This is a genomic window from Lutibacter oricola (assembly GCF_900106565.1).
Classification (GTDB): Bacteria; Bacteroidota; Bacteroidia; order Flavobacteriales; family Flavobacteriaceae; genus Lutibacter; species Lutibacter oricola.
Genome location: NZ_FNNJ01000004.1, coordinates 181,111 through 195,539, shown reverse-complemented (window position 1 = coordinate 195,539; position 14,429 = coordinate 181,111). Strand labels below are relative to the sequence as shown.

General features: G+C 29.7%; 9 protein-coding genes. 4 read left to right on the top strand and 5 right to left on the bottom strand.

Annotated features, from left to right (window positions below; all coding sequences use genetic code 11):
* Positions 1–7 precede the first annotated feature (7 nt).
* Positions 8–424 (top strand): hypothetical protein, encoded by a 417-nt coding sequence (locus BLU40_RS10065; RefSeq protein WP_090122992.1) that lies wholly within the window; start codon positions 8–10, stop codon positions 422–424.
* Positions 425–476: 52 nt separating this feature from the next.
* Here the strand turns inward: BLU40_RS10065 and BLU40_RS10060 are convergent, their stop codons facing one another.
* The 4 genes from BLU40_RS10060 to BLU40_RS10045 form a co-directional block, all read right to left on the bottom strand.
* Positions 477–1,184 carry a hypothetical protein gene (locus BLU40_RS10060; protein ID WP_090122989.1) on the bottom strand — a complete coding sequence of 236 codons (708 nt, stop codon included), beginning with the start codon at positions 1,182–1,184 and terminating at the stop codon, positions 477–479.
* Positions 1,181–3,913: a T9SS type A sorting domain-containing protein gene (locus tag BLU40_RS10055; protein ID WP_090122987.1), complete on the bottom strand. Its 2,733-nt coding sequence runs from the start codon at positions 3,911–3,913 to the stop codon at positions 1,181–1,183. Before BLU40_RS10055 ends, BLU40_RS10060 begins: the two co-directional genes overlap by 4 nt.
* Positions 3,914–4,012: 99 nt before the next feature.
* Positions 4,013–4,624, bottom strand: coding sequence for a fumarylacetoacetate hydrolase family protein (locus BLU40_RS10050; protein WP_090122985.1), 612 nt, complete (start codon positions 4,622–4,624; stop codon positions 4,013–4,015).
* Between the two features lie 66 nt (positions 4,625–4,690).
* Complete coding sequence (locus BLU40_RS10045) at positions 4,691–5,530, bottom strand: 1,4-dihydroxy-2-naphthoyl-CoA synthase (RefSeq protein ID WP_090122982.1); 840 nt, start codon at positions 5,528–5,530, stop codon at positions 4,691–4,693.
* Between the two features lie 233 nt (positions 5,531–5,763).
* Here BLU40_RS10045 and BLU40_RS10040 point away from each other — a divergent pair, with 233 nt between their 5' ends.
* On the top strand, positions 5,764–8,148 hold the full coding sequence (locus BLU40_RS10040) for a GAF domain-containing protein (protein ID WP_090122980.1): 2,385 nt from the start codon (positions 5,764–5,766) through the stop codon (positions 8,146–8,148).
* A gap of 75 nt (positions 8,149–8,223) precedes the next feature.
* Here the strand turns inward: BLU40_RS10040 and BLU40_RS10035 are convergent, their stop codons facing one another.
* Positions 8,224–9,507 carry a Pycsar system effector family protein gene (locus tag BLU40_RS10035; RefSeq protein ID WP_245729927.1) on the bottom strand — a complete coding sequence of 428 codons (1,284 nt, stop codon included), beginning with the start codon at positions 9,505–9,507 and terminating at the stop codon, positions 8,224–8,226.
* 46 nt (positions 9,508–9,553) lie between these two features.
* Between BLU40_RS10035 and BLU40_RS10030 the strand changes: the two genes are divergently transcribed.
* Both BLU40_RS10030 and BLU40_RS10025 read left to right on the top strand, forming a co-directional pair.
* On the top strand, positions 9,554–13,234 hold the full coding sequence (locus BLU40_RS10030) for a metallophosphoesterase (RefSeq protein WP_090122976.1): 3,681 nt from the start codon (positions 9,554–9,556) through the stop codon (positions 13,232–13,234).
* Positions 13,235–13,249: 15 nt separating this feature from the next.
* Positions 13,250–14,416 carry an alpha/beta hydrolase gene (locus BLU40_RS10025; protein WP_090122973.1) on the top strand — a complete coding sequence of 389 codons (1,167 nt, stop codon included), beginning with the start codon at positions 13,250–13,252 and terminating at the stop codon, positions 14,414–14,416.
* The last annotated feature ends 13 nt before the right edge of the window (positions 14,417–14,429 follow it).

Below are 14,429 nucleotides of genomic sequence, written 5' to 3'. Positions count from 1 at the left end.
ACCAGCTATGCCATACACAGATTCCTTAAGTGATCGAGAATTATTAGTACAATTTGAAAATTGCAGCTTACCTCCAGAAGAATTAACACACGAAGTTATGTTAAAAATTTCGTGGATTTTAATTCGAAAATATGGAGTAAAACAAGCTATTGTAAAAAACATTGAACTTAAACAACAGTTTTTTATTAAAGCTATGAATAGTGATAAATTCAACAAAACACTAACAAAAGCTTATACTGAAATTTTGCATCACTTTATGGAGTTATCTGCTACGCCAAATAATTTTGATAAAGTTATAAGAGAGTTTCCTAGATTGAAATTCAACTTTCAAAACTTGGTAAAAACACACTATGGATACAATATATTAAAGGAACACAGAAAAGAAGAGCCTAAAGAAAAAAGACCTATTCTTTTTAATTGTTAAACAAAAAAACAGCTGAATTATCAGCTGTTTTTTTTTGTTTTATATTTAGCATTTATTGAGTTCTAAAATCAAATATTTGTGATTCAGAATTATTTCCGTGTGAATCTTTTGTTACAACTTTCCAAAAATAAATTTCATCGCTATTTAAAGTAATATTCTCGATTTTTGAAGTTGTTGTATTTTGATACAAAGTTGTTGGAGGATTATCTGTTGATAAATACACATCATAAGATTCAATATCATTATCAGCATCACTTCCATTCCACTCTAATGTTACTGTAGAATTTGTTAAACCTCCCATTGGTGGGCTTACAACCTCTGCAGGAAACGGCGCATAATTTTCTACTGGTAAACCTGCATTAAATAACTTCCAAGTTTCGCTAGTAGCCGTTTTAGTTGTCCCTGTTGCTACTGAAACCACATTCCAAGAATAAGCAACGCCTCTTAATAATGTTAGTGTTAATTGAGTTCCTGTTGTTGAAGTTTCAACAGTTTTATTAGAATTTAAATTTTTTAAAACCACTTTATAACCTGTTGTATTGTTAGCAGCATTCCACTTAAAAACAACATCGCTTTCTGTATCTGAAATTATGTTTCCTTGGTTACATTCTTCATTTTTTAAAGGAGATTTTAGTATTGCCGCTTCAGGCGCTTTAACTTCTGGTACTTCAGGCTCATCGTCTCCGCCTCCACCTCCACAGGCAGTTAACACTATAGTAAATACCACAATTGGTACTATTTTTTTTAATATATGTATCATTGTTTTATAATTTTAGATTGAGTGTTTAAAGTTGAAGATGTTATATGAATGAAATAAATTCCATTTATTAAATTTTCAACATTTACAGTTATTTTATTACTAGTTGGTTTTTCTGTTTTACTTAAAATTATTTGCCCCGAAAATGAAACTATTTTATAAGTTACCTCATCTTCTAGACTAGAATTAGGTAAAGCAATTGTTAAATTATTTTGAACTGAATTTGGATAAATTAATACTGTATCAAAAAGGCTTATTTTTTCTAAATACTCACCTTGACAATCTAAATCTGTAGTAACTTTTATATTATTTTGTCCAAAACTTAAATTTAATTTCAACTCACTTTTATCTGTAATAGTCGTCACGCCATTTAATTCAACCTTGTACTTATCAGCTCCATCCAATGTTAAAGTAACTTCTCCACTAGACTTACTAAATTTTGAAGATACACTTAAAGCTTCAGGCTCTTTAACTGTAATATTAAAACATTGTATATATTCAGCATTTTCAGTTGTTGTTATACATACCTTATAATCTCCAGCTGATAAATCTGTAAACTCTACATTTGTAGTAAAATTCTTTTCAACTCCAGTTTCTTCTAACTTAGCAGTAAAGGATAAATTTTCTACTGAAGTTATTGAAATTGAACCATTATTACTACTTGCACAATTTTCTCCTGAAACTAAAACTTTAAAATTTTCTGCAGCTAAATCAAATACAGGACATCCACTAGTGTTTACAGTTGTACCTGCAGGTGTATCTGGACAATCATCATTTGCATCTGCAACACCATCATTATCCTGATCATCTTTAGGTAAAAGTATACACTCTTCACCAGGAAGACCGTAACAACCTAATCCAGTTGGTCCATAATTAGCATCCCAAGTTATACCTGCTACCCAATTATCTCCTCCATGTTCATAAGCACCAACATCCGGATTTGCTCCAATATAACCATCTGTAATTCCATCAATAACTCTACCAGCATCTACTGGAGTAGAGCCTGCTTTTAAATTGAAATCTCCACTATCTGCATTATTAAAAACAGTAGATTCAACCATTAAATTATTTTGCTTATCAGATTGTGGTTCCCAATTATCATCACTACCTAAGTTATTCCATACTTTAACATTTGTAAATGAAGTTCCATCTTTATGCCAAGCTCCCATAACTTGCGAGCCATTCCAAAGTGTATTGTTAAATATATCTATATCTTCACCATTCCAATTTATTTGAATACTAGACCACTCCGTATTCCAAACTACATTATGGTGTACTGAAAAACCAGCAGCGTCATTATCTAAATAAATACCTGCAGCTTTTGTTTTTGTACCACTAGAAGCGGCATCGTGGAACCAGTTATGATGAATTTCAGTATTATCTTGTCTACCAACAGTATAAAATAACGCGCAATCATCTGCAATTAAATTACTTCTAGAAATATCGTTATAAGACAATTCATTATTTTCTCCATAATAGCCAATACCATCTCTACCTCCGTTAAAAATTTCATTGTTCTTAATTTTAGTATTGTAAATTCCTCTAATAACTAAAGGAGCATCATAAGAGCCTAAATAATTAAAGTCGTGAATACGAGAATCTATTATTTGATGATTATTACCTCTAACCTGTAATCCAGATCCAGCTCCAAACGCAACTTCACATCTTTCTACAATATTATTAGAGCCTTGCATATTTAAACTGGCTTTACCAGAATGCGAACCTGTAAAAACACCTAAAGTATGGTTTCCATAAAAAGAAGAAACACCATACAATTTATTATTAGTTGTCCTGTTATTTCCTCCATTTTGCCAAGTAGAAGAATCTTCCATATTAATACTTCCACCAAAAACAGCTAAATTTTTAATTTCTATATATTTTTTATCCTTTATATTAATAGTTTCACTTCTACGTCTCATTTTAACAACACCATCTACCGGAGCACCACCATTTGGCAATTGAATAAATAATTCTTTTGTTGAAGAATCGAAATACCATTCATTTTCATAATCTAAAGCTTCTTTTACACCTTCTAAATAAAAATCTCCTAAATCTGCAGGAGCGTGAAAAGTTCGAATCCAATCTGGGCTTTTATTCAAATTAAAATTAACTCTTCCTGAAGAACTGCTTGTAACTGTTTCTTTCCAAGCTAACCAACCAGAACCAGCTTTATCTCCATAAAAGAAAACTGCACCACCTGTCCAGTCTATCCCAGGTATAGAACTCTCGGTTAAATATGCGCCATTGGATACAGATCCATCACTTCCACCAGTATTTCTAATTGAATTTAACTCGAAAGGATTGCTACTTGTTTTGTTTGGCCACCTTGCTAAAACACAAGCTGTTTCTCCATTCATAACAAAATTATCATCTCCTAAACTAGCAAATGGAATTGTAGTTTTATAAATACCTCCTCCTTCTTGAGTCCAACCCGATAAGGCTTCCATTGCTGAAATTATTACTTGATCTCCAGGATAAGATTGAAAAACAATAGGATTACCTGCTGAACCTGAATTTGAAGGTGCAACTGTTTCTTCATAAGTTCCTTCTTTAATAAAAACAATATCACCTGCAACTGCAACACTAGCTGCTTTGCTAATAGTTAAGTACGGCTCAGCTTCTGTGCCAGGATTAGAATCATTTCCGTTTTTGGCAACGTAAATGTCTTTTGAAAAAATATTACTGAACACAAAAAATGCAGCCAGTAAAAACAATGTATTTTTTACTTTCATTTAATTTAAATTTTGACTCAAAACTACTCAAGTCTAAATTTAAATAGGAAAACAATTATGTTATTTATGGTTACAATTGGTTTATTAATAGGCTAAATACTACCTAATTTTAACCATAAAATTTTCACTTTTATTTAAAACTCCCACCAAAGTATCTCCTTCACTTACCTTACCAACTCCTGCTGGTGTGCCCGTAAAAATAATATCACCAATTTTTAATGTAAAAAATTGAGAAACATAAGTAATAATTTCATCAATTTTCCAAAGCATTGCACTTGAATTACCATCTTGAACGAGCTCATCATTTTTTAATAATGAAAATGATAAATTTTCTAAATCGCCTAATTTATCTTTAGCAACAAACTCACCTATTTTGGCACTTCCATCAAATGCTTTAGATTTTTCCCAAGATAGGCCTTTAGCTCTTAATTCGTTTTGTAAATCTCTAGCAGTAAAATCGATTCCTAAACCTATTTCATTATAATAATTAGCGGCAAATTTTGGTTGAATATGCTTACCAACCTTACATATTTTTACTAAAACTTCAACTTCATAATGCACTTCATTAGAAAATGAAGGTATTACAAAGGGCATATTTTTAGACAAAACTGCAGAATCTGGCTTTAGAAAAACTACTGGATTATCAGGCTTTTCATTTTGTAGCTCTTCTATATGTTTGGCGTAATTACGCCCTATACAAATTAGTTTCATTTAGATTAAAATAGATTCCTGCATTTGCAGGAATAACAAAGGTTAATAATTATAAAAATTTATTTATTATGGTAAATATTTCTTTTCAAAGTTTGGTTTACGCTTTTCTAAAAAGGCATCTCTTCCTTCTTTAGCTTCATCTGTCATGTATGCTAAACGAGTTGCTTCACCAGCAAAAACTTGTTGTCCAACCATTCCATCATCAGTTAAATTCATAGCAAATTTTAACATTTTAATAGATGTTGGAGATTTACCTAAAACTTCTTGCGCCCATTCGTAAGCTGTAGCTTCTAACTCATTATGAGGAACAACAGCATTTACCATTCCCATTTCAAAAGCTTCTTGTGCAGAGTAATTTCTTCCTAAGAAAAATATTTCTCGAGCTTTCTTTTGCCCAACCATTTTTGCTAAATAAGCAGATCCATAACCACCATCAAAACTTGTTACATCCGCATCTGTTTGCTTAAATATTGCGTGTTCTTTACTAGCTAAAGTCATATCACAAACAACATGTAAACTATGACCTCCACCAACAGCCCAACCAGGCACAACAGCTATAACAACTTTTGGCATAAATCTAATTAATCTTTGTACGTCTAATATATTTAATCTATGGTAATTATCTTCTCCAACATAGCCTTGATGGCCTCTAGCTTTTTGGTCTCCTCCACTACAAAAACTATAAACTCCATCCTTAGAACTTGGTCCTTCTGCAGACAATAAAACTACACCAATACTTGTATCTTCTTGAGCATCGTGAAATGCAACTAATAATTCGCTTGTAGTTTTTGGTCTAAAAGCATTTCTAACATTTGGTCGGTTAAATGCTATTCTAGCAACTCCATTACTTTTCTTGTAGGTTATATCTTCAAACTCTCTAACAGTTTCCCATTTAATTTCGGTCATAATTGGCATAATTTTAGCTGTAAAAATAATCTAATTTATTTTTTAGGAACGTGTATTTTAAAAAAAATAATTTCAGTTAAGCAACCAATTATATAATTGGTTATCTAATAGTATATTTTATTAGCTGTTTTAATTTTATTTTGAAATGTAACTAATGGAAACTAAGAAAAAAAAATAAAACAGTAACTTTGACAAATAAAGTACGACTAACCGTTTATTTACAATACTATTGAATGAAAATATTAAAGTCTGCATATAAAAGAGATTGGAAATTACCCTTAAAAATGAAAGTTAGTTTTAAGGCTGTTTTCAATTATTTAAAATTGGTTTCTAAAGATGAGAAACATTACTTAAATGCTTCTGCAAAAAATCTTCTAAATGAAATGAAAGCCTACCCTGAATTAAAAGATGGCTTTGAAGATTTATCTCTATTAGAAAAATATAATAGCCAAATTGACAGACTGCTTGATGTTTTATTCCCAGACTTATTGCAAACAAATGAAATAAAAGGAATAACTATTCCTTTTGACTTTACTACGTTTAAACTTTCGAAACGTTTTGAGAATATTATTAGTGAAGCTGGAGACAATTATGAATTTAAAGTAAAAAATTACGACGAATCTAAAGTATACATTATGTCGTGTACTTTTATTTTAGCTTATTGTTATGATGCACCTATAGATTTTAGAAGGCCTTTTTATTATGAAATTCCTGACAATAAAGGAATGGAAAAATATTACAGATCGTTATATAATGCAGACTTTTTAAAAGTATCTCCATTAGAAAATGCTCCTGAAATTACTAAAGAAGATATTGAACTTTTAATGGATAATTTTGACAATATAGATTTATGGTTAGAAAAATTTCCTCCAGAAAGTTATTTATTTGAAGGATTTGGAATTGTTAATTTGTTCGATGTATCTGCAGATCAATCTATTTCAAAAATTAAAGAAGATTTATTACGTGTAGACGAAAATACATTTATTGAATTAGAGAAAAGTATAGCAAAACTATACCACTCTCAAACAATTAAATTAGGTTTTTCTACCTACAATACTGGTCTAACAGATATTACTTTTGACAATCATAAAACAGAAAAAAGTTATATAAAACATAATGATTGCAGCGACTCCTGTGATGATTTTTTCTGTGAAGGAGTTATAGATACCGTTTTTAAAGAGCAAAACTTAATTGCAATTTCTGATGTAGAAAAATATGGAAAAAAATCTAACTACAATAGATTTTATAAAAGTTTAAAAGATCAATTAATAGAAAGCATCATATTAGTACCTATTAAACTTAAAGAAGGTGTTATGGGTATTTTAGAATTAGTTTCTACACAAAAACATGAGCTAAACTCTGTAAATGCTTATAAGTTAAACGATGTTGTTCCTGTATTTAAAATAGCTGTTGAACGCTATATGGAAGAATACGAGAATAAATTAGAATCTGTTATTCAAGAAAATTACACTTCTCTACACCCAACGGTTAAATGGAAGTTTTTTGAAGATGTTGAAGACTATTTATATACATTAGATGCGAACCCTAAAGCAGACATTAATTTAAAGGATATTATTTTTGAAAATGTTGTTCCATTATATGGTCAAAGTGATATTAAAGGGTCATCTACAGCCAGAAACGAAGCTATTCAACATGATTTAGTGAAGCAATTAAAACTTGCTTCAAAAGTTATTGAAAAAGCAAAGCTTACATATAATTTACCTATATATAATGATTTGTTATTCCGCATAAAAGAATGCCTACAAAACATTAGAAAAGGTTTAAATTCTGGTGATGAAGTATCTTTAACAGATTTTTTAAGAAAAGATATTTATCCAGCTTTTAATCATTTAAAAGAATTGGATCCTAAATTTAATGAAATTGTAGATGAATACATGTCACATATTGACCCTGAAATTCATGTTGTTTACGAAAAACGTAAAGAATATGAAAAAAGCGTTAATAAATTAAACGATGTATTAGCTAATTTTATTGATACAAAACAAGACGAAGCTCAAGAAATGTTCCCTCATTATTTCGAACGCTATAAAACTGATGGTGTAGATTACAACATGTACATTGGCCAATCATTAGTAAAAAATAAGACCTACAATCCAATTTACTTAGAAAATTTAAGATTGTGGCAGTTACAAATGATGTGCGAACTAGAAAACATAGCTTATAATTTAAAATCAGAATTACAACATCCTTTAGAAGTTGCTAGTTTAATTTTAATACACAGCAACCCTCTTTCTATTAAATTTAGAATGGATGAAAAACGTTTTGATGTAGATGGTGCTTATAATATTCGTTATGAAATTATTAAAAAACGTATTGATAAAGCTTTAATTAAAGGTACTAAAGAACGTTTAACCCAACCGGGAAAAATAGCTATTGTTTATAGTCAACACAAAGACATTCAAGAATATTTAAAATACATAAACTATTTACAAGCTAATAGTTTATTAAAATCTGATACTGTTGAATATTTAGATTTACAAGACCTGCAAGGTATAACTGGTTTAAAAGCTTTACGAGTAAATGTAAACTATAGCAAAACAAACGAAAGTGACACCTCTATAGATGATATTATTGATATTGTTCAAGAAGAAAAATAATAGTTAGATTTTTAACTAAAAATAGCCTTGTTGATTAAGTCAACAAGGCTATTTTTAGTTTATTTCTTTATTTATTTAACCTTCTACAGCTGTAGTAACTTCATTTATTAAATCTTCGGCTCCAGGCACTCCAAAAAATTCAAACGAAAGAATAAATGCTATGACCGATAAAACTATTCCAACCATAAAAATGTTATAAGCTATTCTAAGTAATTTATATTTTCGTTGTAATACCAACCCTAAATAATACAAGTCCATATTTAACGATTTATATAAATATTCTTTATCATTCATTAATTCACTCATACCATCTTGAAAATCCTGTAATGGCATTTTATAAAAGTTTCCGAAAAATAAAAGGTTCACTTTTTTATTCTTTATATCTTCCTTTGTAAATTTTCCTGAAGTAACTTTTGGTCTAGTAGATAATATTGAAAATATCATAGTTACAACAGTAATTAACAAGAAAATTATAGTTGGAAAAATTAAGTACGCATTATCTGGCTTATCTAACTTTGGAAATAAATTAGAAAGCGCAATAGACAAAATAATTGCACTAACCGAAAGCAATATATTTGCCTTAGTATCAGCAATATCACTTAACTTTATATGATTTCTCAATGTAACTCTATACATTGTTTCTACTCCTTTTTCTGGTCGTTCTTCTTTTGCTTTTTTTCTTTTTAAATCTTTTTTCTTTAGCTTATTTTTTTGTTTTTGTTCCTCTGCTTTCTCTTCAGCCTTTTTTAAATCTTTTTTAATTTTTAGCCAATTCTGTGTTTTTTGTTTATTTAATTTATTAAAAGCATAATCTGTAAAATATTTATGACCTTCTAAAAATTCAAGATTCTTTTTTAACCAATCTATTTCATTAAAGCTTTTATTACAAAACTCTTCCCATTCAATTCTAAGCAAGCTTGTTTTTTCTTTAAAATCATCGCTACCAATATGAAACAAATCTGCATCGCAAATAATTTCATCTAAAGCATTTTTTGGTTGTTGAGGCATTCTTGTTGCGTCAATAACAGAACAAACTTTAGTTATTTTCTCTTCTGAAAAACCCGCTTCTTTTAAATATTTAGAAGCCATTTTTTTGCTAATCTCTTCGTGGTCTCTTGCTCCTTTTATTACGCCAATATCATGAAACCAACAAGCAATTAATAAAACTTCCTTATTTTCTTCTGAAATTTCTTGGGCAGTCGCAATTTCATTTGCAGCAGTTACAACTTCAAAAGTGTGATTAAAATTATGGTAAACTGCCTCTACAGGAAGCTCCTTTTTAAATGTTTTAAATACAAAAGCTTGTAATTCTTTGAAGAAATTATTTTCTAACATGGTAATTAAAATATGTTTATTCAAAAGTACATATTTTTATGTACTTTTATTTTTTTAATAAACGTTTATAATGAGTCGATATTTTATATCAAAACTTGCGATTGCTATTTTACTACTAACAACCTATAGCTGTGCAACATACAAAAAAAACTATACCGCTACAGAGCTTAATTGGCAACAAAATATTCCTGAATATAATTCAGAAATTGAACATACCTTTTATTTAATTGGTGATGCCGGAAACGCAGAATTAAACCAACCTCTTAGTAATTTACAATTATTAAAAGAAGAATTGAGCAATTCTAACAAAAATTCTACAGCGTTATTTTTAGGTGATAACCTTTACCCTGTTGGGCTAGTTAAAAAAAATAGTCCTAATAGAGCTATTGCAGAACATAGATTAAACGCACAAATTGATGTAGTTTCAAACTTTAAAGGCAAAACTATTTTTATACCTGGTAACCACGATTATTATTCTGAAGGTGTAAAAGGTTTAAAACGTCAACAAGATTTTATTGAAAAAAAATTAGGTAAAAACACATTCCAACCAGAAAATGGTTGCCCATTAGAAAAAATAGACATTTCTGATGAGTTAGTTTTAATAATTGTAGATACACAGTGGTATTTAGAAGATTGGAATAAAAACCCAACTATAAACGATGATTGCGAAATAAAAACACGCGAAAAGTTTTTTCAAGAATATGAAGGTTTAATTAAAAAAAATGCAACAAAAACTGTTTTAATAGCTTTACACCACCCCATGTTTAGCAACGGAAACCACGGTGGACAAAGTTCTATTAAACAAAACATGCATCCATTACCAGTACTTGGAACTGTTAAAAACATTTTAAGAAAAACAAGTGGAGTTTCGCCTCAAGATATGAATAACCCTATTTACCTAGAGTTAAAAAAACGCTTAGTTACTATATCTCAAAAGGCCGAAAAAACAATATTTATTTCTGGTCACGAACACAATTTACAATACATTATAAAAGATAGCAAAGTACAAATTATTAGTGGTAGCGGCTCTAAAGTAAACCCAGTTAGAACTATAAACGGAAGTAAATTTTCTTACGGAGGTTTAGGTTATGCCAAAGTTAATGTTTACAAAAACGGTGCTTCTACTGTTTCTTTTTATACTGAAAAAAATAATAAACAAAAATTATTATATAGTACAGAAATATTTCCTTCTTCAGAAAAAAAACACAAAACAACATACCCTTCAAAATTCGCTAAAACTGTAGCAGCATCTATTTATACTCAGGAAGAAATAGAAAAAAGTAAATTTTTTAAATCTTTATGGGGCGAACATTACAGAAAATATTATGGCACCAAAGTTAATGCGCCTACGGTACTACTAGATACTTTAATGGGAGGTTTAACACCAATTAGAAAAGGTGGAGGAAATCAATCTAGATCGGTTAGATTAAAAGATAAAAATGGAAAAGAATATGTTATGCGTGCTTTACGAAAAAGTGCCACACAATATATGCAAGCTGTTGCATTTAAAAACGATTATATTGAAGGACAATTTGATGATACCTATGCAGAAAAATTATTGTTAGATATTTATACAGCAGCTCATCCATATGCACCTTTTACCACAGGAAAACTTTCTGATGCTATAGGTTTATACCATACAAACCCTAAATTATACTATATACCAAAACAAAATGCACTGAAACAATTTAACGCAGAGTTTGGTAATGAGTTGTATATGATCGAAGAACGAACTACTAAAGGGCATAGCGACTTGGCTAGTTTTGGTTTTTCAAAAGACTTAATTAGTACAGATGATTTATTAAAAAAACTTCGAAAATCTGATGATAATATATTGGACGAGCCAACCTATATTAGAGCTCGTTTGTTTGATATGCTTATTGGTGATTGGGATAGACACGAAGACCAATGGCGCTGGGCTGAATTTAAAGAAAAAAAGAAAACAATATATAAACCTGTACCTAGAGATAGAGATCAGGCTTTTTCTAAAAACGATGGTCTTATCTTAGGTTTTTTAACTCGCACAATTCCTGCTTTAAAACTTATGCAAGTGTTCGATAGCGAAATGAGAAACACAAAATGGTTTAATTTAGAACCTTACCCGTTAGATATTTCATTAATAAATAAAGCAACCTACAAAGATTGGCAACAGCAAGTTGAATTTATTCAAAAAAATATAACTGACGAAGTTATTGAACAAGCTTTTTTACAAATGCCTGTTGAAGTTAGAGATGAAACTGTTGAAGGTTTAAAGCAAAAATTAAAAGGACGTTTAAAAAACTTACCTAAAATTGCCGAAACTTATTACAAATACTTGTGTAAATATGCTTTAATTAAAGGAAATGACAAGGACAATTGGTTTGAAATAGAACGCTTAAACAACAACCAAACAAGGGTTCAAGTTTATAACATAAAACACAAGAAAAAAGGAAGTAAAATATTTGATAAAACGTATACCAAATCTAAAACAAAAGAAATTTGGGTGTATGGTTTAGATGATGAAGATATTTTTAAAGTTACAGGCGTAAAATCTGGTGTAATTCCATTACGTATTGTTGGAGGTCAAAACAACGATGAGTACATTATTGAAAACGGTAAAAGAGTTACTATTTACGATTATAAATCTAAAAAAAACACTTTTAAAACTTCAAAAGGAAAACAAAAACTAACCAATAATTACAAAACAAACGTTTACAATTACAAAAAAATTAAATACAGTCAAAATCAATTAATACCATCTATTGGCTCTAACCCAGACGATGGTTTAAAAATTGGAATTAATGATGTTTTTACTGTTTATGGTTTTGAAAGAAATCCGTTTACACAACAGCACATTTTAAATGCCTCTTATTATAAAGCAACAAGCGGGTTCGATATTAATTATAGCGCAGAGCTGGCTAATGTATTTAATAACTGGAACTTTTTGCTAGAAACACAATTTACTAGTCCTAACTTTAGTATGAATTATTATGGCTTTGGAAATAATTCTATTAATAATGAAGATGCCTTAGGTGAAAATTATCACCGAGTAAAAATAAGTACAATAGCTCTAAAACCTTCATTAAAGTGGATTGGAAGAATGGGTGCTAAAATTAGTTTAGGAGCATTGTATGAAAGTCTTGAAGTTGAGGACACTTCAAACAGATACATAAATACAGTTTATAACTTTATAGAACAACGTAAAAACTATGCTGGTGTACACGCTTCTTATTCATATAAAAATGCAGATAACCACGCTTATCCTACGCTTGGTATGAGTTTTTCTTTAGATACTGGTTGGAAAACAAATATTGATAATAGCTCTGAAAACAATGCATATATAATACCTGCATTATCGTTTGATTATAAATTAGTTCCTAATGGAAAACTAGTTTTGGCAACTAAATTAAAAGGAAACATAATAATTGGAGACAATTTTGAGTTTTATAATGCAGCAAGCGTTGGTGGAACTGATGGATTAAGAGGTTACAGAAATCAGCGTTTTATTGGTAAGGAAGCTTTTTATCAAAATACAGATTTAAGGTGGAGCTTTAAAAAAGTAAAAACTGAGCTAGTACCTCTTCAACTAGGCTTATACGGTGGTTTTGACTACGGTAGAGTTTGGTATACTGAAGAAAGTTCCAACGAGTGGAAAACATCTTATGGAGGTGGTTTTTGGCTTGTTGGTGCAAATATGATTAACTTAAATTTAGCAATGTTCGATTCTAAAGAAGGCCCATACTTTCAATTTGGTTTAGGCTTTGGGTTTTAAATTAAAAAAATAATTATGAAATATTTTACTACGTTATTAATTGTAATTTTTACAGTATCAGCTATGAAGGCTCAGCATGTAAAAACTAAAAATTTTGATTCGCAAGAATTAGGTATTGACCGTTTTTTAAAAATCTACATACCGCCAAGTTATTATTCAGACTCCACAAAGGTTTACCCATTAACTATAGTTTTAGATGCAGAATTTTTATTCGATACTTACGTTGGAAATGCCATTCTTTTTGCTAAAAAAGAAGAAGCACCAGAACAAATTATTGTAGGTATAAACCAAAATTATAACGACGCACGCTACGAAGATTGTTCCTATTCAAAAGAAAACAGTTTACCTACCGAAAAAGGTGCTGCTTTTTATAGATTTGTTAGAAGTGAATTAATTAATTATTTTGAAGAAAACTATAGAGTTTCTCCTTTTAAAACTATTGTTGGTAGTACATTAACGGCCAATTTTATCAATTATTTTTTAGTAGAAGATTATCCTGGGTTTAATGCATTTGTAACAATAAACCCATATTTTGCAATGGATATGCCAGCTATGATTCAGAATAAAATACCGGTTATTCAAGATGAAAACATTTACTATTATATGAGTAATGGCGATTACAACTCCGAAAAGAGGAAAAAACATATTGCTACTACTAACGCTGTAATAAAAGGTACAAGTAACGAGCTATTTAAATACAAATACAATTATTTTAAAAATAGCACTAAAACTTCATCTATAGGCCAATCTATACCAAACGCGCTTGCTTTTATATTCGAATTATATTCTCCTATTTCAAAGCAAGAATTTGAAAAAAATATAAAACATTTATCTCCTGCAGATGCTATTGCATATCTAGAAAATAAATATGTAGAAATAGACTACCTTTTTGGAAGTAATGTAAAAATACGCGAACGAGATATTTATGCGGTTGAGTCTATAATTTTAGATAAAGAAAACGGGGATTATTTAAAAGATTTTGGTGAAATGATTAATAACCTATATAAAGAATCTCCACTAGGCGATTATTATATTGGTCGCTTTTATGAAACTGGAAAAAAATATAAGCAAGCATTAAAATATTATAAAAATGGATACATGAAATTACCTGAAGATGATGCAAATTCTGATGCTTATTATGAAAATATAGAACGCGTTTTAAAATTAAGAGACGCTAATTAAAAAAGAAATTAAA

What these genes read in the sequence shown, in the direction of transcription:
- BLU40_RS10025 (WP_090122973.1), top strand. Translation starts at nt 13,250, where the DNA reads ATGAAATATTTTACTACGTTATTAATTGTAATTTTTACAGTATCAGCT.
- BLU40_RS10030 (WP_090122976.1), top strand. Translation starts at nt 9,554, where the DNA reads ATGAGTCGATATTTTATATCAAAACTTGCGATTGCTATTTTACTACTA.
- BLU40_RS10065 (WP_090122992.1), top strand. Translation starts at nt 8, where the DNA reads ATGCCATACACAGATTCCTTAAGTGATCGAGAATTATTAGTACAATTT.
- BLU40_RS10045 (WP_090122982.1), bottom strand. Translation starts at nt 5,530, where the DNA reads ATGACCGAAATTAAATGGGAAACTGTTAGAGAGTTTGAAGATATAACC.
- BLU40_RS10050 (WP_090122985.1), bottom strand. Translation starts at nt 4,624, where the DNA reads ATGAAACTAATTTGTATAGGGCGTAATTACGCCAAACATATAGAAGAG.
- BLU40_RS10060 (WP_090122989.1), bottom strand. Translation starts at nt 1,184, where the DNA reads ATGATACATATATTAAAAAAAATAGTACCAATTGTGGTATTTACTATA.
- BLU40_RS10055 (WP_090122987.1), bottom strand. Translation starts at nt 3,913, where the DNA reads ATGAAAGTAAAAAATACATTGTTTTTACTGGCTGCATTTTTTGTGTTC.
- BLU40_RS10040 (WP_090122980.1), top strand. Translation starts at nt 5,764, where the DNA reads ATGAAAATATTAAAGTCTGCATATAAAAGAGATTGGAAATTACCCTTA.